The organism is Micromonospora sp. NPDC000089 (genome assembly GCF_042899365.1).
Classification (GTDB): Bacteria; Actinomycetota; Actinomycetes; order Mycobacteriales; family Micromonosporaceae; genus Micromonospora.
In genome coordinates, this window is the sequence record NZ_JBIAZT010000002.1 from 653438 (window position 1) to 674796 (window position 21359).

24 protein-coding genes are annotated in these 21359 nt (G+C 74.6%); 10 read left to right on the top strand and 14 right to left on the bottom strand.

The window, feature by feature from the left end:
- Positions 1–2 precede the first annotated feature (2 nt).
- Entirely contained in the window at positions 3–590 is a 588-nt protein-coding gene (locus ACFY3U_RS06455; protein WP_387195834.1) for a TetR/AcrR family transcriptional regulator, read from the bottom strand.
- A gap of 71 nt (positions 591–661) precedes the next feature.
- Here ACFY3U_RS06455 and ACFY3U_RS06460 point away from each other — a divergent pair, with 71 nt between their 5' ends.
- A complete protein-coding gene (locus ACFY3U_RS06460; protein WP_387195838.1) occupies positions 662–1153 on the top strand; it encodes an FBP domain-containing protein in 492 nt (163 codons plus the stop codon).
- Positions 1154–1264: 111 nt separating this feature from the next.
- On the opposite strand, the gene ACFY3U_RS06465 is transcribed toward ACFY3U_RS06460, so the two are convergent.
- The 7 genes from ACFY3U_RS06465 to ACFY3U_RS06495 form a co-directional block, all read right to left on the bottom strand.
- Positions 1265–1798: an SET domain-containing protein gene (locus ACFY3U_RS06465; protein ID WP_387195841.1), complete on the bottom strand. Its 534-nt coding sequence runs from the start codon at positions 1796–1798 to the stop codon at positions 1265–1267.
- Positions 1795–2496: a G/U mismatch-specific DNA glycosylase gene (mug, locus tag ACFY3U_RS06470; protein WP_387195844.1), complete on the bottom strand. Its 702-nt coding sequence runs from the start codon at positions 2494–2496 to the stop codon at positions 1795–1797. Before mug ends, ACFY3U_RS06465 begins: the two co-directional genes overlap by 4 nt.
- Complete coding sequence (locus tag ACFY3U_RS06475) at positions 2493–3254, bottom strand: SDR family oxidoreductase (RefSeq protein WP_387195847.1); 762 nt, start codon at positions 3252–3254, stop codon at positions 2493–2495. The genes mug and ACFY3U_RS06475 overlap by 4 nt, the downstream gene beginning before the upstream one ends.
- A gap of 47 nt (positions 3255–3301) precedes the next feature.
- The gene (locus ACFY3U_RS06480) at positions 3302–3772 is read right to left on the bottom strand and encodes a hypothetical protein (RefSeq protein WP_387195850.1); all 471 of its coding nucleotides are present in this window, start codon (positions 3770–3772) and stop codon (positions 3302–3304) included.
- Positions 3769–4587, bottom strand: coding sequence for a DUF692 domain-containing protein (locus ACFY3U_RS06485; RefSeq protein WP_387195853.1), 819 nt, complete (start codon positions 4585–4587; stop codon positions 3769–3771). Before ACFY3U_RS06485 ends, ACFY3U_RS06480 begins: the two co-directional genes overlap by 4 nt.
- The gene (locus ACFY3U_RS06490; RefSeq protein ID WP_387195856.1) at positions 4584–5507 is read right to left on the bottom strand and encodes a TIGR04222 domain-containing membrane protein; all 924 of its coding nucleotides are present in this window, start codon (positions 5505–5507) and stop codon (positions 4584–4586) included. Before ACFY3U_RS06490 ends, ACFY3U_RS06485 begins: the two co-directional genes overlap by 4 nt.
- 110 nt (positions 5508–5617) lie before the next feature.
- A complete protein-coding gene (locus ACFY3U_RS06495) occupies positions 5618–6190 on the bottom strand; it encodes a TetR/AcrR family transcriptional regulator (protein WP_387195859.1) in 573 nt (190 codons plus the stop codon).
- Positions 6191–6606: 416 nt separating this feature from the next.
- On the opposite strand from ACFY3U_RS06495, the gene ACFY3U_RS06500 reads away from it, so the two are divergent.
- Both ACFY3U_RS06500 and ACFY3U_RS06505 read left to right on the top strand, forming a co-directional pair.
- Positions 6607–7251 (top strand): HAD family hydrolase, encoded by a 645-nt coding sequence (locus tag ACFY3U_RS06500; protein ID WP_387195862.1) that lies wholly within the window; start codon positions 6607–6609, stop codon positions 7249–7251.
- 182 nt (positions 7252–7433) lie between these two features.
- The gene (locus ACFY3U_RS06505) at positions 7434–8357 is read left to right on the top strand and encodes a serine protein kinase RIO (protein ID WP_387195865.1); all 924 of its coding nucleotides are present in this window, start codon (positions 7434–7436) and stop codon (positions 8355–8357) included.
- 64 nt (positions 8358–8421) lie between these two features.
- On the opposite strand, the gene ACFY3U_RS06510 is transcribed toward ACFY3U_RS06505, so the two are convergent.
- Positions 8422–8670, bottom strand: coding sequence for a DUF2630 family protein (locus tag ACFY3U_RS06510; protein WP_387195868.1), 249 nt, complete (start codon positions 8668–8670; stop codon positions 8422–8424).
- Positions 8671–8874: 204 nt separating this feature from the next.
- Between ACFY3U_RS06510 and ACFY3U_RS06515 the strand changes: the two genes are divergently transcribed.
- The 4 genes from ACFY3U_RS06515 (at position 8875) to ACFY3U_RS06530 (ending at position 12881) form a co-directional block, all read left to right on the top strand.
- Positions 8875–11403 (top strand): nitrate- and nitrite sensing domain-containing protein, encoded by a 2529-nt coding sequence (locus ACFY3U_RS06515; RefSeq protein ID WP_387195871.1) that lies wholly within the window; start codon positions 8875–8877, stop codon positions 11401–11403.
- A gap of 62 nt (positions 11404–11465) precedes the next feature.
- The gene (locus tag ACFY3U_RS06520) at positions 11466–11888 is read left to right on the top strand and encodes a roadblock/LC7 domain-containing protein (protein ID WP_387195874.1); all 423 of its coding nucleotides are present in this window, start codon (positions 11466–11468) and stop codon (positions 11886–11888) included.
- A gap of 5 nt (positions 11889–11893) precedes the next feature.
- Positions 11894–12280, top strand: coding sequence for a DUF742 domain-containing protein (locus ACFY3U_RS06525; protein WP_387195877.1), 387 nt, complete (start codon positions 11894–11896; stop codon positions 12278–12280).
- On the top strand, positions 12261–12881 hold the full coding sequence (locus tag ACFY3U_RS06530; RefSeq protein ID WP_387195880.1) for an ATP/GTP-binding protein: 621 nt from the start codon (positions 12261–12263) through the stop codon (positions 12879–12881). The genes ACFY3U_RS06525 and ACFY3U_RS06530 overlap by 20 nt, the downstream gene beginning before the upstream one ends.
- 119 nt (positions 12882–13000) lie before the next feature.
- Here the strand turns inward: ACFY3U_RS06530 and ACFY3U_RS06535 are convergent, their stop codons facing one another.
- The 3 genes from ACFY3U_RS06535 to ACFY3U_RS06545 all read right to left on the bottom strand — a co-directional run bounded on the left by ACFY3U_RS06535 (position 13001) and on the right by ACFY3U_RS06545 (position 14998).
- Positions 13001–13675, bottom strand: coding sequence for a DNA polymerase beta superfamily protein (locus ACFY3U_RS06535; RefSeq protein WP_387195883.1), 675 nt, complete (start codon positions 13673–13675; stop codon positions 13001–13003).
- A gap of 51 nt (positions 13676–13726) precedes the next feature.
- The gene (locus ACFY3U_RS06540) at positions 13727–14086 is read right to left on the bottom strand and encodes a hypothetical protein (RefSeq protein ID WP_387195886.1); all 360 of its coding nucleotides are present in this window, start codon (positions 14084–14086) and stop codon (positions 13727–13729) included.
- Between the two features lie 63 nt (positions 14087–14149).
- Positions 14150–14998 (bottom strand): LysR family transcriptional regulator, encoded by an 849-nt coding sequence (locus ACFY3U_RS06545; protein WP_387195889.1) that lies wholly within the window; start codon positions 14996–14998, stop codon positions 14150–14152.
- 93 nt (positions 14999–15091) lie between these two features.
- Here ACFY3U_RS06545 and ACFY3U_RS06550 point away from each other — a divergent pair, with 93 nt between their 5' ends.
- Positions 15092–15823 (top strand): SDR family oxidoreductase, encoded by a 732-nt coding sequence (locus ACFY3U_RS06550; protein ID WP_387195892.1) that lies wholly within the window; start codon positions 15092–15094, stop codon positions 15821–15823.
- 108 nt (positions 15824–15931) lie between these two features.
- On the opposite strand, the gene ACFY3U_RS06555 is transcribed toward ACFY3U_RS06550, so the two are convergent.
- Positions 15932–16753 (bottom strand): MOSC domain-containing protein, encoded by an 822-nt coding sequence (locus ACFY3U_RS06555; protein WP_387195895.1) that lies wholly within the window; start codon positions 16751–16753, stop codon positions 15932–15934.
- 140 nt (positions 16754–16893) lie between these two features.
- Here ACFY3U_RS06555 and ACFY3U_RS06560 point away from each other — a divergent pair, with 140 nt between their 5' ends.
- Positions 16894–17436, top strand: a complete 543-nt coding sequence (locus ACFY3U_RS06560) for a GNAT family N-acetyltransferase (protein WP_387195898.1) — start codon at positions 16894–16896, stop codon at positions 17434–17436.
- A gap of 114 nt (positions 17437–17550) precedes the next feature.
- Here ACFY3U_RS06560 and ACFY3U_RS06565 read toward each other — a convergent pair whose 3' ends face one another.
- Positions 17551–20403: an aconitate hydratase gene (locus tag ACFY3U_RS06565; RefSeq protein WP_387195901.1), complete on the bottom strand. Its 2853-nt coding sequence runs from the start codon at positions 20401–20403 to the stop codon at positions 17551–17553.
- 168 nt (positions 20404–20571) lie between these two features.
- Between ACFY3U_RS06565 and ACFY3U_RS06570 the strand changes: the two genes are divergently transcribed.
- The gene (locus ACFY3U_RS06570) at positions 20572–21237 is read left to right on the top strand and encodes a DedA family protein (protein WP_387195904.1); all 666 of its coding nucleotides are present in this window, start codon (positions 20572–20574) and stop codon (positions 21235–21237) included.
- Positions 21238–21359: the final 122 nt, after the last annotated feature.

Genomic DNA, 21359 nt, shown 5'->3' on the forward strand with positions numbered 1-21359 from the left:
GATCAACGCCGTTCGTCCGGGGCGGCGCGCGGCCAGTTGCGCAGCAGGGCGTCGAGGGCGTCCAGGATCCGGGCCCAGGTCTCCTCGGTGTCCGGGGCGCTGTGGCTGAATCCGCCGCCCATCTCCAGGCTGATGTACCCGTGGAAGGTGCTGCCCAGCAACCGGACGGCGTGCGTCTGGTCCGGCTCGGTGAGGTCGTAGCCGCGCAGGATCGCGCGCGTCATCCGGGCGTGCCGTCCGCCGGCGCTGGCGGCCGCGGCCTCTTGGTCGAGCCGGACCCCGGTCGCGGCGTACCGGCCGGGGTGCTCCCGCGCGTAGTCGCGGTAGACGTTGCCGAGCGCGGTCAGGGCGTCCTTGCCGGACCGTCCGGCCACGGCGTCGGCGGCCCGCGCGGCCAACTCCTCGAGCGCGAGCAGTGAGATCCGGGTCTTGAGGTCCTGGGAGTTCCGGACGTGCGAGTAGAGGCTGGCGACCTTGACGTCGAACCGCCGGGCCAGCGCCGACACGGTGACCTGGTCGAGGCCGACCTCGTCGGCCAGCTCCGCCCCGGCCAGCGTCAGGCGTTCCGGAGTCAGACCTACGCGTGCCATGACCCTCCTGTCGTATGAGCTAACCCATAATGACTTTGCCTAAAGGCTTTAGGCAAATTACCGTGGCCTTCATGAGGTCACTGACCGAGTCTGAGATCCGTACCGCGTTCGTGAACTGCACCAAGGGGGAGGCGAAGCGCCTCTTCGTCCCGCGCGACCTCGCCGAGCGGCCCTGGGCCGAGCTGGACTTCCTCGGCTGGCGAGACCCGCAGGCGCCGCAGCGCGCCTACCTCGTCGCCGAGCTGGGCGACCGCCCCACCGGCATCGCACTGCGCTGCCCCAGCCCCACCGCCGCGCAACCGCGGCGCGGCATGTGCTCGATGTGCCTGACCACCCACACCGGCGGCGTCTCGCTGATGGTCGCGCCGAAGGCGGGCAAGGCCGGGCAGCAGGGCAACTCGGTCGGCACCTACCTCTGCAGCGACCTCGCCTGCTCGCTGTACGTCCGGGGTAAGAAGCAGGCGGGCGCCGGGGCGCGGCTGCACGAGTCGCTCACCGAGGAGGAGAAGATCCAGCGGACCGTGGCGAACCTGGCCGGGTTCGTCGCCCGGGTGACCGACTGACCGTCGGTGGGGCGACGGCGTACGGCCCTGCCTGGTGCGGCGTCGCCGTCCGCGACGAGCGGGGGCGTGCCACCCGCCGCGCCGACCGACCGATCGTGCCGAGGACCCGCGTCATCCCGAGGAGGTGCGGATCCGGGCCAGCAGCCCGGGCACCCAGTGCTCGCCGTAGCGCCCGCGCAGCTCCGCCAGCCGCCAGTCGTTCCCGGTGACCGTGCGCCGGCACCGCGGTGAGCCGCAGTCGCACGTCAGCACGAACCCCGGGTCGCCGGTGCTGGTGGCGTAGTCGTTGGTCAGCTCCTCGCCGGCTGCGACGTCCCGCCGGGTGGACAGCGCGTACGGGCCGGTCCACCACAGGTTCGGGTCGCAGCCGTGGTTGCCGTACCCGTTCGGTCGGCGCGGCGGCAGCAGCAGGTGGACGGCCTCGTCGATCATGACGGTGTCCACGTACGGCCGGCCCGGGTCGCCGGCCGCGGTGGACAGGGCCTTCCGCAGCTCGTCGGTCGACACCAGGCGCCCGCCGAGCCGGGACACCACGGTCCCGGCCGGCAGCGGCGCCGCGGCGAACAGCCCGCTCCCGGCGATGATCGAGGCGCGCACCTCGACGTCGGGGTGCAGCCAGCAGTCCGGCTCCGGCGGTACGGTCATGCCTCCACGGTGGCACCGGCCGTGCCGGCCCGCACGGCGGCCCGCAGCTCGGCGAAGGCGGCGCCGAGCGTCTCCGGGGTGAAGTGCGCGTTCAGCCCGCTGGGATTGGGCAGCACCCACAGCCGCGCGTCGGCCAGCAGCTCCGGCTGCGGCCCGAAGCCGGCCTTCGGCCGGGCGAACCCGATCCGGTACGCGGTCACCCCCACCACCGCCACCCAGGCGGGGCGGTACCCGGCCACCTTGCCGGCCAGCAGCTGCGCCCCGGCGAGCAGCTCGGCGGGGGTCAGCTCGTCGGCCCGGGCGCTGGCCCGCGCCACCATGTTGGTGATGCCCAGGCCGAGGGCGGGCAGCAGGTCCTGCTCGTCGGGGCGTAGCAGGCGCGGGGTGAAGCCGCCGCGGTGCAGCGCCGGCCAGAACCGGTTGCCCGGTCGGGCGAAGTGCCGGCCGGTCGCCGCCGACCACAGCCCGGGGTTGATCCCGACGAAGAGCACGTCCAGCCCGGGCGCGAGGACGTCCGGGATGGTCCGGTCGGCCGCCGCGGCCAGCTCCTCCCGCGTCGGCCGGCCGGCCCGCGCCGTCGCGTCTCGGTCGCCCCGCCGGGCGGCGGACGCGTCGTGGGTGCCCGGGCCCTTGGGCGCGGCGGCGGCCCGCCGTCCGGTGACGGCGTCCCGCGGTGGCGGTGCGTCGGCGCCGGTCACAGGCCGCGGGTCGCGCCGCCGTCGACCGGCACGGTGATCCCGGTGACGTAGCCGGCGGCGGGGGAGAGCAGGAAGGCGGCGACCCGACCGAACTCGGCCGGCTCGCCGACCCGGCGTAGCGGGATGCCGGCCTCCGCCTCGACCCGGGCCGCCTCGGCGTCGCCGGTGGCGGCGAACAGCTCCCGGTTACGGTCGGTCAGGATCCGCCCGGGCAGCAGCCCCAGCACCCGTACGCCGCGCGGGCCGTACTCGTCGGCCATGTCCTTCGCCACCCCGGCGAGGCCGGGGCGCAGCCCGTTGGAGATGCCGAGCCCGGGCAGCGGACTGCGCGCGGAGGTGGACAGCACCAGACCGACCGCGCCGCCGGCGGTGAGCGCGGCGGCCACCGTCCGGGCCGTCCGCACGGTGCCGAGGAAGACGGTCTCGAAGGACTCCCGCCACTGGGCGTCGGTCGCCCCGGCCGCGGTGCCGCGCGGTGGGCCGCCGACCGACACCAGTGCGCCGTCCAGCCGCCCGAACTGCTCGCGGGCCGCCGCCACCAGGCGTTCCGGTGTACCCGGGTCGACCAGGTCGGCGGCGATCCCCACCGCGTGCGTCGGGCCGCCCAGCCGCTCGACGGCCTCGGCCACCCGCTGCGGGTCGCGCGCCGAGACGACCACCCGGGCGCCGTCGGCGACCAGGCACTCGGCGGTGGCGAAGCCCAGCCCCCGGGAGGCGCCGGTCAGCACGTACACCCGGTCGGTCAGTCCCAGATCCATACCCGCGATCCTGCCGGACGGACGTCTCGCGCCGATGGGCGGGTGGCTCAGCGGCGGGCCGGGCGCAGCAGGCGTACCCGCCCGGCGAGCTGCACCGCGACGGCGTCGCCGGCCCGGGTCACGGCCGGCAGCCGCCGTGGTCGTGGCGGGTGCCGGCCGTCGTAGCGGCTGCCCGCCTCGCGGACCGCCAGCTCGTCGGCGCCCAGCGGCGGCAGCGTCCCGGCCGCCCGCAGCGCACGGGCCAGGTCCCAGCCGTCGCGCAGCGAGCCCGCGGTGGGTCGGCCCGCGGCGAACGCCCGGAAGGTGTCCCACCAGGCGTCGCCCAGGCCGGCGGCGAGCAGCGGCCAGTGCCGGGCGACGTCGCCGGCTCGCTTGCCCAGCAGCGCCGCGCGGGCGGCGTCGACCGGGCCGGGCGCGAAGCCGGGCGGCGTCGGCGCGCCCGCGACCAGCGCGCCGACCAGCGCGGCCTGCCGGGCGGCGAGCCCCGACCGCGGGTCGCCGGGACCGGTCCCGGTCACGTGACCACCGGGAAGCCCGAGGCGGCGGCGAGCGCGTCCAGCTCCGCCCGCAGCGCCGGCGCGGGCGGGTAGTCACCGTCGCGCTCCAGCAGCAGCGCCGGCGGCCGGCCCCGGGCGCACAGCTCACCCACCAGGTCGAGCACCTCGGGCGGCACCGGGTCGGTGTGCGTGTCGTGGTAGTAGCCGCCCCGCTCGGCGCCACCGGCGACGTGCACGTAGGCGACCCGCTCCAGCGGCAGCCGGTCGAGCAGGGCCAGTGGGTCGCCGCCCCGGTTGCGGGCGTTGGCGTGCACGTTCGCCACGTCCAGCAGCAGGGTCGCCCCGGTCGCGTCGAGGATCTCGGTGAGGAAGTCGACCTCGTCGAGCTCGTCGTCCGGCCAGTCGAACAGTGCCGCGATCGGTTCCAGGGCCAGCGGGACGGGCAGCTGCGCCTGCGCCCGGCGGACGTTCGCGACCACCGCGGCCACCGCCTCACGGCTGCGCGGCAGCGGCAGCAGGTGACCGGCCTCCAGGCCGCCGGCCCGGACGAACGCGATGTGCTCGCTGACCAGCGGCGCGTCGACCAGCTCGGCCACCTGCGCCAGCTGGGCCACCCGGGTCGGGTCGACCGGTTCCGCGCCGCCCAGGGAGAGCCGCACCCCGTGCGGTACGACGGTCACCCCGCGCTCCCGCAGGGCCGCCAGCCCGGCCGGCAGCGGCCCGGTCGGGGCGAGGGTCTCGGCCACCACCTCGACGAAGCGCAGCCCGGGCAGCTCGGCGACGAACCCGGAGATCTCCGGCCGCCAACCGATGCCGATTCCCGCCGGCCCGGTCATCCGCCGCACCCGCCGCCGCAGCCCCCACCGCCGCAGGAGCTACCGCCGCCACAGGAGGACGAGCCACCGCCGCAGGACGTGCCGCCGCTGCCGCCGCCGGAACTCCAGCCCCCGCCGCTGGCGATCGCCTGCCGCTGGATCTCCGCCTGCTCGGCGAAGCCGGGATCGAACGCCCAGAGCGATGCCGTGCCGTACAGCGCCACGCCCATCGCCGCGCCGGCCGCGCCGTAGGTGGCGTACGCCGGGGCGGAGGCGGGGGCCAGGTGGACGTTGCTGCGGCGCACCCCGGCCAGCGCGGTGTCGGCCGCCCGAGTGCGTCGGGGCACCCGCGCGAGCAGGGCGTACCCGATGCCCAGCGGGATCAGGGTGAGCACCAGCCAGCCCACCGGGCGGCCGTTGCCGATCCCGGCGACCAGGCGCAACACGCCCACGGCCAGCACCGCGAGCGGCAGCCAGGTCACCCGGCGCAGCGCCCGCCGGGAGTCCGTGTCGAGCAGCATCCCGCGCTGCTCCAGGCCCTGCCGCAGCTCGACCAGCGCGCGGGCCACCCACTCGTCCCGGCGCAGCTCGCGGGCCGACAGCCGGCGGCCGGCGGCGTGGTGGATCGCCTGGTCGAGCGGCGTGACCCCGGTCGGCAGCGGTCCGCCGGCGGCGAGCCGGCGGTCGGGGCCGACGTCGACGGCGCCGGCGCTGCGCAGGCCGCCGAGCGCGGACCAGACCGCCAACTGGTCGCCGCCGTTGAGGTAGGCGACCTGCTGGGGGCCGAGCTGGTCGCCGCCGGGCCGATCCGGGCCGGCGAGCACCGCGCGGCGGTGCAGGACCGCGCCGACCAGGGCCACCACGGCCACCAGGAGGTAGACCTTGAGAAACGTGGGTCCGGGGACACCCCAGGTGTCGCCGGGCGCGGCCAGCGGGATCATCGAGGCTCCTCTCGGCAGGGGTGAGCCCATTGTGGAGCCGCACCGCCACCGGTCGACCCCCGGCCGGCCCGAGTTACCAACCCGAGACGTGCCGCCGGGCGACCACCCGTTCAGCGCCGGCGCACGGCCTCCTCGACCAGGTCGAGCACCGGCCCGAGGTCGCCGGCCGGCCGGCCCATCGCCAGGTGCAGCACCAGCCCGTCGTACGCCAGCTCGAGGAACTGGGCCAGCACGTCGATCGGTACGTCCTCGCGGAGCACCCCCGCGTCGCGCTGCCGCACGAGCCGGTCCCGGGTGGCCTGGGCGATGGCGGCGGAGCGTTCCGCCCAGCGCCGGGCGAACGCCGGGTCGGTGCGCAACCGCCGGGAGACCTCCAGCTGGCTGCCCAGCCAACCGGTGGTGTCCGGGGACATCGCCCGAGCCAGCAGGTCCCGCATCACCTGCACCAGACCGTTTTCGGCCACCGTCGCCACCATGGCCGCCGCATCGTCCTCGGCGACGGCGAGGAAGAGCGAGTCCTTGTCCCGGAAGTGGTGGAAGATCGCGCCCCGGGACAGCCCGGTGGCCTCCTCCAACCGGCGGACCGTGGCCCCCTCGTAGCCGTGCCGCGCGAAACACGCCCGCGCGGCGCCGAGGATCTCCTGCCGGCGCGCGTCGAGCTGGTCCTGACTTACTCTGGGCACGGGTCGATCGTTCCAGCTGGTCCCACGATAGGCAAACCGTACGTACGGCTTGGGATTTGGCGGTCGTCGCGCGGGCAGGATCGGCCGGCCGGTCCGGTTAGGATCGGCCGGTGACGACGCACCCGGTCACTCCTCCCCGTTCGCCGTCCACCCCACCTCCCGTCGCGGCCCCGCCTCTCCCCTACGACCCCCCGGGGTGCGCGGCGACGGCCGCCCGGGCGGTCCACCGGGTCGCCGGACACACGGTTGCCGTCGCGCCGCAGTCGTACCCGCCGGCGGGCCATCGCCCGACGGGCGCCGCGCCCCCGGCCGGCCCACCGACCAGCGGCTCCACCGAACGGTGCCGCCGACCCGACGGACGTCGGCGGGCCACTCGGCCCTGCCGACGGCGAAACCCACTCCCGTAAGGTGCCCGAGTGCCGCTGCTCCTGCTGGACCTGGACAACACCCTGCTCGACCGGGCGGGCCCGTTCCGTGCCTGGGCGCAGCAGTTCCTGGACAGCATCGGCGCGCCGCCCACCGACATCGACTGGCTGTTGTCCATCGACGCCGACGGGCTGACCGACCGGTGGGACATCGCGGACGCCGTACGCGACCGGTACGGGCTGCGCATCCCCTCCATCGACCTGGTCGACGAGCTGCACGACGGGGTGGTCGAGAACACCCGGCTGGACCCGCTGGTCGCCTGCGCCCTACGGATCGCCGACGACGCCGGCTGGGTGCCGGTGGTGGTCACCAACGGCTCCGTCCGCCAGCAGGACGCCAAGATCAGGGGCACCGGGCTGGACCGGTACATCGCCGCCTGGGTGATCTCCGAGGAGGCCGGGGTCAGCAAGCCCAACCCGCGGATCTTCGCGCTCGCCGCCCAGCGGGCCCGGATGTCGCTGCGCGGCGCCTGGGTGGTGGGGGACAGCCCCGAGGCGGACATCGGTGGGGCCGCCGCGGTCGGCCTGCCCAGCGTCTGGCTGCACCGGGGGCGGAGCTGGACGGACACCCGGTTCGCGCCGACCCGGACGGTCGACTCGCTGATCGCCGCGGTGGCCACCGTGCTCGGCGGCTGAGCCGCCGTGAGGGCTGAGCCGCGGTAAATGGGTTGCCCCGAGGTCGGGGCGAGCGCCAGCATGGGCCGGCGCGGACGCGCAGCCGGGCGGTGCCCGGTCGAGGAGAGGGGGTCGGTCATGGCCGTTTTCGCAGGGTCGTACCACCTGCCCCCACCAGCCTCGATCAAGGGATCACCCACACCGTGCGCGAACACGACCTCCCGGCGCCGCGGCGCCGTGGCAAGAACCGCTTCGACGACGACGAACCACACTTCCTGAGGCGTGGCCGGGCCGCCGAGCCCGCCCTCGCCGAGCCCGACACCGACGCCGCCGAGCAGGACCCCTGGTCCTCCTGGGACGCTGCGGTGCACGGGCCCGCACCACACCCGGACTGGCTGGTCACCGAGCTGGCCGCCCGGGACACCGAGCTCGGTGTGCTGAAGACCGGCAAGGAGGCGGACGTCCACCTCGTCCGCCGGTCGGTGCCCGGCACCGACCGGTCCTGCCTGCTGGCCGTCAAGCGCTACCGGGACCCCGAGCACCGGCTCTTCCACCGGGACGCCGGCTACCTGGAGGGCCGCCGGGTCCGGCGTTCCCGGGAGAACCGGGCGATGGCCGGCCGAACGGCCTTCGGCCGGCAGCTGATCGCCGGCCAGTGGGCCGCGGCGGAGTTCGCCGCGCTCGCCCGGCTCTGGGAGATCGGCGCCGACTCGGGCCGGATCGCGGTGCCGTACCCGGTGCAGCTGATCGGCACCGAGCTCATGCTCGAGTTCGTCGGCGACCACGACGAGGGCACCGCCGCGCCCCGGCTGGCCCAGCTGCGGCCCGAGCCCGGCGAGCTGCGCTCGCTGTGGGAGCAGCTGGTCGACGCGTTGCTGGTGCTCGCCCGGGCCGGGTACGCCCACGGCGACCTGTCCCCGTACAACCTGCTGGTGCACGCCGGCCGGCTGGTCGTGATCGACCTGCCGCAGGTGGTCGACGTGGTGGCCAACCCGCAGGGGCCGGAGTTCCTGGCCCGGGACGTGCGGGTGGTGGCGACATGGTTCGCCGCCCGCGGGCTGCCACCGGAGGCGGCCGACCCGGACGAGCTGACCGGGGCGCTGCTGCGGGCCGCGGGCCTCCGCTGACGTACGGCGGACGGCGCCCCGGGGGCCGTACGGGCTCCCGGGGCGCCGGCCGTTACGGCTGCCGCTACTGCAGGTAGCGCTCGACCTCGGAGAGCGGGCGCTCGCCCTGGGCGTCCGGGTCGCCGTGCGCCTGCCGGGCCGCCCGGCGGCGGCGCAGCAGGTCCCAGCACTGGTCGAGGGACTCCTCCAGGGCGCGCAGCCGCTCCTTGGCCTCGCCCTCGGTCCCCGCCTCGTGGGTCTGGGCCTCCGAGCGGAGCCGGTGCTCCTCGTCGACCAGCTCGGAGATGCGGTGCAGAATGGTCTTGTCGTCCATGCCCCTGAGCCTGGCACAGGGTGGCCGGTCCCGCCCGGATTCACCTCCGCCGGAGCGCCGTCGCCGCCGGCGGCCACGGCCGGCCACGCCCGCCGCGCGAGTCGGTGAAGGTTGAGTGATCGCCGCGGCGGCTGCTAGCGTGCGCCGGGTTCGATCCGTCGCGACGCCGCCGGCGTCCGGCGGCCACGATCCGGGGACGGTGTGATGGGTTCCGGCAGCGCCCGCCTGCGTACCAAGGTCATCGCCCTGCTGGCGTCGCTGGTCGCGCTCTGGTCCTTCGCCGCGTGGGTCACCGTACGGGACGGGTTCAACCTGCTCTGGGTGCAGACCCTGGACAGTAGGGTCGCCGAGCCCGGCGAGCCGCTGGTCACCGCGTTGCAGACGGAGCGCCGGCTGGCCACCACGTACCTGGGGCGCCCGCAGGACCGGGAACGCGCCGAGCTGACCGCGCAGGCGGCGCGCACCGGCCGGGCGGTCGAGGCGTTCCGGGCCTCGGTGGGCGGCTGGCAGGCGCGGCTGGCCACCAGCGACGAGACCCGGGAACGGATCGACGCGGTGCTGACCGGCCTGGACGGGCTCGACGACGTCCGGCAGTCGGTGGCTGCCGGCCGGCTCGACCGGGCCCGGGCCGCCGACGCCTACACCTCGGTGGTCACCGAGATGCTGTGGATGTACCGCGCGCTCGGCCGGCTCGACGACCCCAGGATCGCCGCGCAGAGCGCCGCGCTGGTTGACGTCTACCAGGTACGCGAGCTGATGTCCCAACAGGACGCCCTGCTCAGCGGCGCGCTCGCCGCGGGTCGGCTGACCGACCCGGAGCACGGCCGGTTCGCCCAGCTGGTCGGCGCGCAGCGGTACCTCGGCGCCGCGGCGGTGGCCGAGCTGCCCGCCGCCGACCAGTCCCGCTACGGGCAACTGGTCGCCGCGGAGCCGTTCACCCGGCTGCGCGCGGTGGAGGACCGGATCGTGCAGCAGTCCCGGGCCGACGCCGCGCCGCCGGTGAGCGCGCGGGAGTGGCAGGCGGCGGTGGGCCCGGCGCTGGCGGCGCAGGAGCAGTTCGGCGGGGCGGTCGGTGACGCGCTGATCGACCGGGCGGCGCCGGTGGCGGTGGGGGTCATCGTCCGATTGGTGCTCGCCGCCGGCCTCGGCCTGCTCGCCGTGATCGCCTCGGTCGTCGTGTCGGTCACCACCGCCCGCACCCTGGTCCGCCGGCTGGAACGGCTGCGGGACGCGGCGCAGCGGCTGGCCGACGAGCGGCTGCCCGACGTGGTCGACCGGCTCGGCCGGGGCGAGAAGGTGGACGTGGCCCGCGAGGTCCCGCCGCTGGACCTCGGCGACGACGAGGTGGGCCAGGTCGGCCGGGCGTTCGACGCCGTGCAGGAGACCGCCGTCCGGACCGCCGTGGAGCAGGCGGCGCTGCGCCGCAACGTGCGCGGGGTGTTCCTCAGCCTGGCCCGGCGCACCCAGGCCCTGGTGCACCGGCAACTCGCCCTGCTGGACGCGATGGAGCGGCGGGAGCAGGACGCCGACGAGCTGGCGGACCTGTTCCGGGTGGACCACCTGGCCACCCGGATGCGGCGCAACGCGGAGAACCTGATCGTGCTCTCCGGCGCGACCCCCGGCCGGGCCTGGCGTCGCTCGGTGCCCATGGTGGACGTGGTCCGGGGCGCGGTGGCCGAGGTCGAGGACTACACCCGGGTCGACGTGCTGCCGCTCGGGCCGGTGTCGCTGGCCGGCCGGGCGGTCGGCGACGTCATCCACCTGCTCGCCGAGCTGATCGAGAACGGGCTGTCCTTCTCGCCTCCGCACACCACCGTCGAGGTGCGCGGTGAGCCGGTGGCGAACGGGTTCGCCCTGGAGGTCTCCGATCGCGGCCTGGGCATGGCCGAGGAGGACCTGGTCGCCGCGAACGCCCGGATCGTCGACCGGTCCGAGCTGAACCTGGCCGACGCCGCCCGGCTCGGCCTGTACGTGGTGAGCCGGCTGACCGAGCGGCACGGCGTCCAGGTGCGGCTGCGGGAGTCCCCGCACGGCGGGATCACCGCCGTCGTGCTGATCCCGAGCGAGCTGGTGGAGACCGGCGATCCGAGCCCGTCCGGCGGTTTCCCGGTCGGACTGGGCGCGCCGGGTCCGTACCCCGTGGACGGTGACCGGGCGGTGGCCGCCGCGCCGCCCCGCCCGCAGGCCGCCCCGCCGGTTCCCACCGCCGACCAGCCCGCGCCGACCCGGGCCGTCGCCTTGCCGAGCCGCGCCGCCGCCGCGCCGCCGGTCGGTGAGGCATCCGCGCCGTCCCCGGCCGCCGCCGGCCCGGGTGAGAAGCCGGCGCCGCCGTTGACCCCGGCCGGTCTGCCCTCGCGCCGGCGCACCCGCCCCGCCGCGGCGCGGCCGCCGACGCCGGACCCGGAGGGCTTGCCCGCCCGGGCCGTACCGTCGCCGGAGCCACCGCCGGTGGACCCCTCGGTGCGACCGGCAAGCGGAGCGCAGGGGTCGCCACCTACTCTGGACGGCGGGGTGACCGGCGCCGGCCTGCCCGTGCGGGTCCGGCAGGCGAGCCTCGCCCCGCAGTTGCGGGACGAGCCGGCCGAGGCCGGATCGGACGCGCCGCTACGGCGCGCGCCGGAGCAGGTACGCCGGATGATGAGTGCGTACCAGGCGGGCACCCGGCGGGGTCGCCGCGAGGCGGCCGGTCGGGAGCCCGGTGAGCGGGCCGGGGACGATACGCCGCCCGCCTGACGGGTACCACACCGTACGACGGCGACGAGGACGGCGACACCAGCCGGGGAAGAGGGCGACGAGTGGGGCAGCAGACGGCGACGAGCGCCGACCTGGCGTGGTTGTTGAACGATCTGATCGGCCGGGTGCAGCACGCCGATCACGCGGTCGCGCTCTCCACCGACGGGCTGATGATGGCCTCGTCGAGTGGGCTCGGCCGGGACGACGGCGAGCACCTGGCCGCGATGGCGGCGGGCATCCAGAGCCTCGCCCGGGGCGCCGGCAAGCGGTTCGCCGGCGGCGAGGTCCGGCAGACCATCATCGAGATGGAGTCGTCCTTCCTGTTCGTCACCGCGGCCGGCCGCAACGCCTGCCTGGCCGTGCTGGCCGGCGAGGACGCCGACGTCGGCCTGATCGCGTACGAGATGGCGATGCTGGTGACCCGGGTGGGCCGGTACGTCGCCTCGCCGGGCCGGCTGCCCGACGAGCCGGTCGGCGGGAAGTAGCGACGATGGCGGGCGAGGGCGACACCGCCCACGAGCGGTGGGTCGACGACCACGCCGGTCCGGTGGTGCGCCCGTACGCGGTCACCCGGGGCCGGGCCCGCCCGGCCGCCGGCACCTTCGACCTGATCTCCCTGGTCACCGCGACCGTCCCGGAGGTCGGCGAGGCGGCCGGCCTGGGGCCGGAGCACGTGGCGATCGTGGCGCTCTGCCAGCGGGTGCAGTCGGTGGCGGAGGTCTCCGCCCGGCTGGACCTGCCGGTCGGTGCGGTCCGGGTGCTGCTGGGTGACCTGGTCGAGCGGGGCCTGGTCCGGGTGCGGGAGCCGGGCGCGGGCGGCGCGTTGACCGACGAGAGCATCTTCGAGGCGGTGATCGATGGACTTCGCGCGCTCTGAGCGGACGGCCGGCGTCGCGTCGGTGCCCACCGCGCTCAAGGTCCTGGTGGCGGGCGGGTTCGGCGCCGGGAAGACCACCCTGGTGGCCGCGGTCAGCGAGACCCGGCCGCTGCGCACCGAGGAGGTGCTGACCGAGAACGGCATCGGCGTCGACGACCTGTCCGGAGTGGAGCAGAAGTCGACCACCACGGTGGCGATGGACTTCGGCCGGATCACCCTCGGCGACGACCTGGTGCTCTACCTGTTCGGCACGCCGGGGCAGGACCGGTTCTGGTTCGTCTGGGACGAGCTGGCGCTGGGCGCGCTCGGTGCGGTGGTGCTCGCCGACACCCGTCGGCTGGCCGACTGTTTCCCCTCGATCGACTACTTCGAGGGCCGCGGCACGCCGTTCGTGGTGGCGGTGAACTGCTTCGACGACACCCGACGGTACCGGCTGGATGAGGTGCAGGTGGCGCTCGACCTGGATCCGGGCGTACCGGTGCTGCTGTGTGACGCGCGGGAGCGGGAGTCGGCCAAGCAGGTGCTGATCACGCTGCTCGAGTACGCGATGAAGCGGCGCGAGGCGAACCGGATTCGGGAGGCGACCTCCCGCCACTTCTAACGTTTTGCGCACCGGGGGGCTTGCGGCAAGACCCGGGTCGTGACGCAGAATCGCTGGCCGAGGCCGGGAGCTGCGTAAATGGGGAACGAGGTGCGCCGGTTCAGCCGGCACCTCGGTGGTCACGGCAGGTTCCTCTCCCGTACGGCGGTGAGCAGCCGGTCCACGGCGGCCCGGTCGGGCAGCTCGGGCAGTGCGGTGGTGGCGGCCGCCTCGGCCAGCTCGGCGAGCAGCTCCGAAGCCCAGCCGGTGACCGCGTCCCAGGGCAGCTCGCCGCCGCGCACCGCGAGCAGCCGGTCGCGCAGGTGCCGCACGTCGACCAGCACCTCCCCGGTGCGCAGCACGTGCGCCCCGGCGAAGAGCAGCCGGATCATGTGCATGGCCTGCTTGTGGTTGGTCTCGCCGGTCCGCTCGCGGCGGGCGGTCACCCGGGCGAGCTGTTCGCGGGCATAGCCGCCGTACGTCTCGGCCACCCGCCGGGACAGGAACGCCCGCCGGTTGGCCCGCAGCTCCTCGCCGTCGGCGGTGACCGTCTCGACCAGCGGGGACCAGAGCACCTCCAGCACGGTCGGGTTGCCCTGCAGGGCGAGCACGCAGAGCCGTTCGAACTCCCAGGAGAACTGCTCGGCCGCCGGCCCGTCGAGGTGGGTGGGCGGCTTGTCCAGGCGCCAGAACGCCCGGGTGGGCGCGACGAACACGCCCCGCCGGTCGTGGTCGGAGTCCGGGCCGTGCAGCCCGTACGCCCGCGACCCGACCACGACGGAGAGCACGGTGTGTCGCTCGACGAACTCGATCACGTCCGGCACGCTACCCAAGCGCCGACCGGCGCGCGTGATCTTTTCGGCCGCCTACCGCAGCCAGCGCAGCGCGGCGTCGGCGGTGTCGTCCGGGGTGCTGTTGAAGGCGATGGCCGCCCCGGGAGCGTGCTGCCGCACCAGGTTGACCAGCTGCTCGAAGAGCGGGAGCAGCGGCTCGTGCTTGCGGATGCCGCCGCCGACCACCACGCAGGCGTAGTCCTGCCGGGTCAGTGCCGCGACGACCGCCGCCTCGGGGTTGTCGTCGGGGGCGACCAGGCACAGGTCGGCCTCGATGCCGTACGCCTCGAACCGGGCCTGGCCGCGTGCGATGGCCGCCACGACCGGGGTGGGATCCCAGCCCGGAATCCGGACCGGATCGAGACCGATCACCAGCACCCGCCCCGATGCCATGCCTTCTCCCGCCGTCGGTCTCCGCCCGTCAGACTACTGCGACGGCGGGCGGAGCCCGTCGGATCAGAGGCGGGTGGCGGCCCGCACCAGCCCGGCGACGGCGAGGGACCGGCTGTGCGGGGGCCAGGCGATCACCGTGGTCACCGTCGGGGCGTCGGAGACGAGCACGGTGGCGAGGTCGTTCCGCAGATAGGTCCGGCACGACTCCGGCAGCACCGCCGCCGCCCTGCCCAGGGCGATCAGCTGGTAGAGCTGTGCGTGGTCCCGCACCTGGGGGCCCGGCCCGTCCGGGTAGCTGCCGTCGTGGTGGGGCCAGCGCGGCAGCGGCAGGTCGAGCAGCGCTTCGACCTCGGCCCGCCGCAGCTCCGCCCGGCTGGTCAGCGGATGCCCGACCGGCAGGACCAGGACCTGCTGCTCGGTGCGCAGCTCCTCGGCGTCGAAACCGGTCACCGAGTCGAAGGGCCGGTGCAGCAGCGCCACGTCGGCCCGCCCGTCGCGTAGCAGGCGCTCCTGCTCGCCGATGCCGCAGAGCAGCACCTCCACGCTGACCGCGTCGGGCTCGGCGGCGTACGCGTCGAGCAGCTTCGGCAGCAGTTCGCCGCCCGTGCCGGCCTTGGTGACCAGGACCAGGCCGGGCTCGCCGGACGCGACACGGGCGGCGCGCCGGGTACGGCGGTCGGCGGCCTCGACCGCGTCGATGGCCGCCCGACCCTCGATCAGCAGCACCGACCCGGCCCGGGTCAGGGTGACGCCCCGGCTGTTGCGGTCCAGCAGGGTGACCCCGAGCCGCCGTTCGAGCTGCCGGATCGCCCGCGACAGCGGCGGCTGCGCGATGCCGAGGCGGCGCGCGGCCCGCCCGAAGTGCAGCTCCTCGGCGACCGCGACGAAGTAGCGCAGCTCCCGGGTCTCCATCCCGCCACCGTACCCGCGCTGATACCCGGGGGGTATCACCGAGCACCCAGACGGTGTTGGTCGCCCCGGTGCCGCGCGGACAGGATCGACCGCATGAGCGAAGCGACGATCGCGCTGGTCACCGGCGCGAACAAGGGAATCGGGTACGAGATCGCGGCGGGCCTGGGCGCGCTCGGCTGGCGCGTCGGCGTCGGCGCCCGCGACGAGCAACGCCGGGAGGCCGCCGTGGCGAAGCTGCGCGCGCAGGGCGTCGACGCCTTCGGCGTACCGCTGGACGTCACCGACGACGTCGGCGTGGCCGCCGCCGCCCGGCTGATCGAGGAGCGCGCCGGCCGCCTCGACGTGCTCGTCAACAACGCCGGCGTCACCGGCGGCATGCCGCAGCAGCCCACCACCGTCGACCTCGCCGCCGTGCGGACGGCGCTGGACACCAACGTGCTCGGCGTCCTGCGGGTCACCAACGCGATGCTGCCGCTGCTGCGCCGCTCGGCGGCGCCCCGGATCGTGAACATGTCCAGCGGCGTCGGCTCCCTGACCCGGCAGACCGCCTCCCTCGACGAGCGGGACACCGGCCCGCTGTCGGCCGCGTACTCGCCGTCGAAGACCATGCTCAACGCCGTCACGATCCAGTACGCCAAGGAGCTGCGCGACACGAACATCCTGATCAACGCGGCGTGTCCCGGCTTCGTCGCCACCGACCTGAACGGGTTCCGCGGGGTGCGTACCCCGGCACAGGGCGCGGCGGTCGCGGTCCGGCTGGCGACGCTGCCGGACGGCGGCCCGACCGGCGGCTTCTTCGAGGAGGTCGGCGTGGTGCCCTGGTGAGCTGAGGGCCTCCGCACCTGATCACCGGCCGAACCCCGGCTTCCGGTGCAAGTACGGCGGTGAGCAGCCGGTCGCATGGCCTGCTTGTGCCTGGGTGCCGCCCGGCCGTCAGCCGGCGGTCACCTCATCGCCGACGTAGATCTCGCCCTCGGTGAGTGGGATCAACCGGACGCCGAACCACGTGCGGCCGTCCTCCTTACGGTGTCGGGCGAGGGTGCGGATCGGTTCCTTGCCGGTGGTCAGGGTGCCCGGGTCGATCAGGGTCAGTTGGCAGCGGTCGCAGCGTTCGGCGAAGCGGAAGTCGACTTCGCCGATGCGCAGGGTCCGCCAGCCGTCCTCCGCGAAGGGCGCGATCGGTCCGTCGAGGACCACGTTGGGCCGGAACCGGGCCATCGGCAGGGGCGTCGGCGTCGGCTCGCCGCGCTCGGCTGCGCCCTCCGCGATCCAGTCGTCGAGCCGGCGCAGCGACGGCAGCGTGGTCGCCAGCAGCGGGCCGGCGTCGGAGAGGTTCAACGGGTCGTCGGGCCGGCCGCCGTGGGCGGCCGACACCGGCCGGCGGCGCGGCTCGTCGAGCCAGGCCAGCCGTAGCGGGCGCTGGAACTGGTCGGACAACCAGTCGTGCGCGTCGTCGTCCGCGAGCCGCACGGTGTCCAACCGGGAGACGCTCGTGGCGGCCGGCTGCCCGTCCCTCGGTTGGGCGACGGTGAGGGTGGAGCCGTCCAGCCCGGTGAGAGTGATCGCGCCGGCCCTCGGCGTGGCCCTGACGCCGAGCATGCGGTGCTCGGTGCGCGCGGTGAGGCAGCTCCCGTCCGGGTTGAGGGTCAGCCAGCGCCGGTCGTCGCGCAGTCCCCAGGGTTCCACCGTGGCCCGGTCGGCCGCGACGCCGGCGAGGGACTTCACGGGATAGAGGTGCACGGCGGCCAGGCGCATGGCGTAGACGATAGGACACCGGCGCGGATCGGGCGGCCCGGCCGAGCGCGCCGGGCTGTCGGTGCGGCGTGGCATAGTTCTGCCAGTCAGCGTGCGGGTGAGGCGGGGCCGTCGCACGTCCCCGCCGGAGGGAGCGACAGGTGGACCACGGCCGGACCACACCGATCTCCGAGGCCCACCACACGCGCAGCGGGCGGATGCTGTTGCGCGCACCCACGGCCGTGGACCTGGCGGACGTCTTCCGGGTCCACGGCGATCCCCGGACCAACCAGTTCAACCCGGCTGGCCCACACACCGACATCGAGGCCAGCAGGCAGCTGCTCGACGAATGGCTCGACCACTGGCGCACACACGGGTTCGGTTACTGGGCGGTGCAGTCGGCGACGAGCGGTGAGGTGGTCGGCTTCGCCGGTGTCCGTCACGGCCAGTGGCTCGGTCGTCCCATGCTGAATCTGTACTACCGCGTCGCCCCGCCGCACTGGGGACGCGGTTACGCCACCGAGGCGGCGCGACACGCCGTCGAGTGGGCCGCCGCGCACACGCCCGACCCGCCCGTGCTGGCCCGCACCACCGCCGACAACCTTCCGTCCGTTCGCACGGCGCAGGCGGCGGGCCTGGTGCGGCGCCCGGACCTCGACGCGGCCGAAGAAGGGGTGTGGACGGTGGTGCTGGCCTCGCGCTGACTGCCACCCCCGCCCGAGCTCCCGGACGCTCACGGGATCGTCCCCAGCCGGACGGCAACGCCGAAGGGCCGCTCCCCGCGAGCGCGGGAAGCGGCCCTTCTCGGGCGTACGCGATCAGCTGGCGATCATGCGGCGCAGCACGTACTGCAGGATGCCGCCGTGCCGGTAGTAGTCGGCCTCGCCCGGGGTGTCGATCCGGACCACCGCGTCGAACTCCACGCCGGTGTCGGTGGTGACCTTGACCGTGCGCGGGGTCTCGCCGTCGTTGAGCGCGGTGACGCCGGTGATGGCGAAGGTCTCCGTGCCGGTCAGGCCGAGCGACTCGGCGGTGGTGTCCACCGGGAACTGCAGCGGCAGGACGCCCATGCCGATCAGGTTGGAGCGGTGGATCCGCTCGTACGACTCGGCGATGACCGCCTTGACGCCGAGCAGCATGGTGCCCTTGGCCGCCCAGTCGCGGGACGAGCCGGAGCCGTACTCCTTGCCGGCCAGGATGACCAGCGGGACGCCCGCCTCCTGGTACGCCGTCGAGGCGTCGTAGATCGAGCTCTGCTCGCCGGTCAGGTGGTTGACCGTGAAGCCACCCTCCACCCCGGGCACCAGCTGGTTGCGCAGCCGGATGTTGGCGAAGGTGCCCCGGATCATCACCTCGTGGTTGCCCCGGCGCGAGCCGTACGAGTTGAACTCGTGCCGCGGCACGCCGTGCTCGGCGAGGTACTTCCCGGCGGGGGAGTCGGCCTTGATGGAACCGGCCGGGGAGATGTGGTCGGTGGTGACCGAGTCGCCCAGCTTGGCCAGCACCCGGGCGCCGGAGAAGTCCACCACCGGGCTCGGCTCCTGCCGCATGCCCTCGAAGTACGGGGGCTTGCGGACGTAGGTGGAATCGCCCGCCCAGGCGAAGGTGTCACCGGTCGGGGTGGGCAGCGACTGCCAGCGCTCGTCACCGGCGAAGACGTCGGCGTACGCGGCGCTGAAGCCGGCGGCGCCGATCGCCTGGGCGATGACGTCCTGGATCTCGGCGGTGTTCGGCCAGATGTCGCGCAGGAAGACCGGGTTGCCCTCGGTGTCCTCGCCGAGCGGCTCGTTGGCCAGGTCGATGTCCATGGTGCCGGCCAGCGCGTACGCCACCACCAGCGGCGGGGACGCCAGGTAGTTCATCTTGACGTCCGGGTTGATCCGGCCCTCGAAGTTCCGGTTGCCGGACAGCACCGAGACGACGGCCAGGTCGTTCTCGTTGACCGCGGCGGAGACCTCCTCCGGCAGCGGGCCGGAGTTGCCGATGCAGGTCGTGCAGCCGTAGCCGACCAGGTTGAAGCCGAGCTTGTCGAGGTACGGAGTGAGGCCGGCGCGCTCGTAGTAGTCCATGACGACCTTGGAGCCCGGGGCGAGCGTGGTCTTCACCCACGGCTTGCGGGTCAGCCCCTTGTCGACGGCGTTGCGGGCGAGCAGCGCCGCGCCGATCATCACCTGCGGGTTCGAGGTGTTGGTGCAGGAGGTGATCGCGGCGATCACCACGGCGCCGTGGTCCAGCTCGTACTCGACGCCGTCGGCGCCGGTCACCCGGATCGGGTTGCTGGCCCGCCCGCCCGAGCCGACCGCCGCGTTCTCCATGTCGCGCGGCTCGTCGGCCGGGTCGCTGAACTCGTTGGCGGGCGGGTCGCTGGCCGGGAAGGACTCGGCGCTGGCCTGGTCGGCCGGGCCGTTGGCGCCGCGCGGCAGCTGCTCGCGGGCGACACCCGGCTTCAGGTCGCGCTCGGCGGTGTTGTCGTCGGCGACGTAGTCGGTCAGCGCCGAGCGGAACAGCGTCTTGGCGGCGCCCAGCGGCACCCGGTCCTGCGGGCGCTTCGGGCCGGCCAGGGACGGCTCGATGGTGCCCAGGTCCAGCTCGAGGCGCTCGGAGTACTCCGGCTCGTGGTCCGGGTCGTGCCAGAGGCCCTGCTCCTTGGCGTACGCCTCGACCAGCGCGACCTGCTTCGGGTCGCGGCCGGTCAGCTCCAGGTAGCGGACGGTCTCGGCGTCGATCGGGAAGATCGCCACGGTGGAGCCGTATTCCGGGGACATGTTGCCGATGGTGGCCCGGTTGGCCAGCGGCACCGCGCTCACGCCGGGGCCGTAGAACTCGACGAACTTGCCGACCACGCCGTGCTTGCGCAGCATCTCGGTGATGGTGAGCACCAGGTCGGTGGCGGTGGTGCCGGCCGGCATCTCGCCGGAGAGCTTGAAGCCGACGACCCGGGGGATGAGCATGCTGACCGGCTGGCCGAGCATCGCGGCCTCGGCCTCGATGCCGCCCACACCCCAGCCCAGCACGCCCAGGCCGTTGACCATGGTGGTGTGCGAGTCGGTGCCGACCACCGTGTCCGGGTACGCCTGGCCGTTGCGCTCCATGATCGTACGAGCCAGGTACTCGATGTTGACCTGGTGCACGATGCCGGTGCCCGGCGGGACGACCTTGAACTCGTTGAACGCGGTCTGGCCCCAGCGCAGGAACTGGTAACGCTCACGGTTGCGCTCGTACTCAAGCTCGACGTTGCGGGCGAAGGCGTCCTCGCGGCCGAACAGGTCGGCGATGACCGAGTGGTCGATGACCAGCTCGGCCGGGGCGAGCGGGTTCACCTTGGTGGCGTCGCCGCCGAGGTCGCGGACGGCCTCGCGCATGGTGGCCAGGTCGACGACGCAGGGCACGCCGGTGAAGTCCTGCATCAGCACCCGGGCTGGGGTGAACTGGATCTCCACGCTCGGATCGGCGCTGGCGTCCCACGCGCCGAGCTGCGAGATGTGGTCGGCGGTGATGTTCGCGCCGTCCTCGGTCCGCAGCAGGTTCTCCAGCAGGACCTTCAGGCTGTAGGGCAGTCGGTCGTGCCCCGGAACCTGGTCGATCCTGAAAATCTCGTAGCTCGCGTCTCCGACGCGTAGCTGGGTCTTCGCACCGAAGGTGTCGAGGCTCGCCACGTCGTACTCCTTCACACCAGCGACCGTGAGTAGTCCTGAGCAGTCTTTCCTACCGTCCGGGGTGCCGCCCCGCTTAGGCAACACTTACCGACGATTCCGTTCCTACAAAACCGTACGTCCGTCTTGCTATCTGCGCAACCCGAAGGATCCTGTCGACCGCCCCGCTCGGAGTAGGGTTCGGGCGTGGTCGACGTACAGCACTGGCTCTCCGCGCTGCCGCCGGGCGTGGTCTACCTGATCGTTGCCGCGGTGATCGGCGTGGAGAGCATGGGCGTGCCGCTGCCCGGCGAGATCGTGCTGGTCAGCTCCGCCCTGCTCGCCGCCACCGGCGTGGTCGAGCCGCACTGGCTGGCCGCCGCCGCCGCGTTCGGCGCCATCGCGGGCGACTCCATCGGGTACGCGATCGGCCGGCGCGGGGGCCGGCCGCTGCTGGCCCGGCTGGGCCGGCGCTTCCCGAAGCACCTCGGCCCGGCGCAGCTCGCCCACGCCGAGCAGACCTTCGCCCGGCACGGCGTGTGGGCGGTCTTCTTCGGCCGGTTCATCGCGCTGCTGCGCATCCTGGCCGGCCCGCTCGCCGGGGCCCTGCACGTGCCGTACCGCCGGTTCCTGCTGGCGAACGCGGCCGGCGGCCTGGTCTGGGCCTTCGGCACGACGTACCTGATCTACACCGTTGGGCGGGCGGCCGAGCACTGGCTGAAGGACCTCTCCTGGGTGGGGCTGGCGATCGCGATCCTCGGCGGCCTCGGCAGCACCTGGTGGCTGCGCCGCCGGGCCCACCGCGCGGCCTCGGCGTCGCCGGTGGAGCCGCCGGGCGCGGCCCAACCGGTTCGCGCCGGGCGCGACCACTGACCGCATGCCGAAGGGCCCGACCCCCGTCGCGGGTTCTAGCGATCCCCGCAACACCCTGTATTTCAGGGAGTTGCGGGGATCGTGGGTTTTGAGGGCTTGAAGGTGAGGTTCTTCGAGGCGTT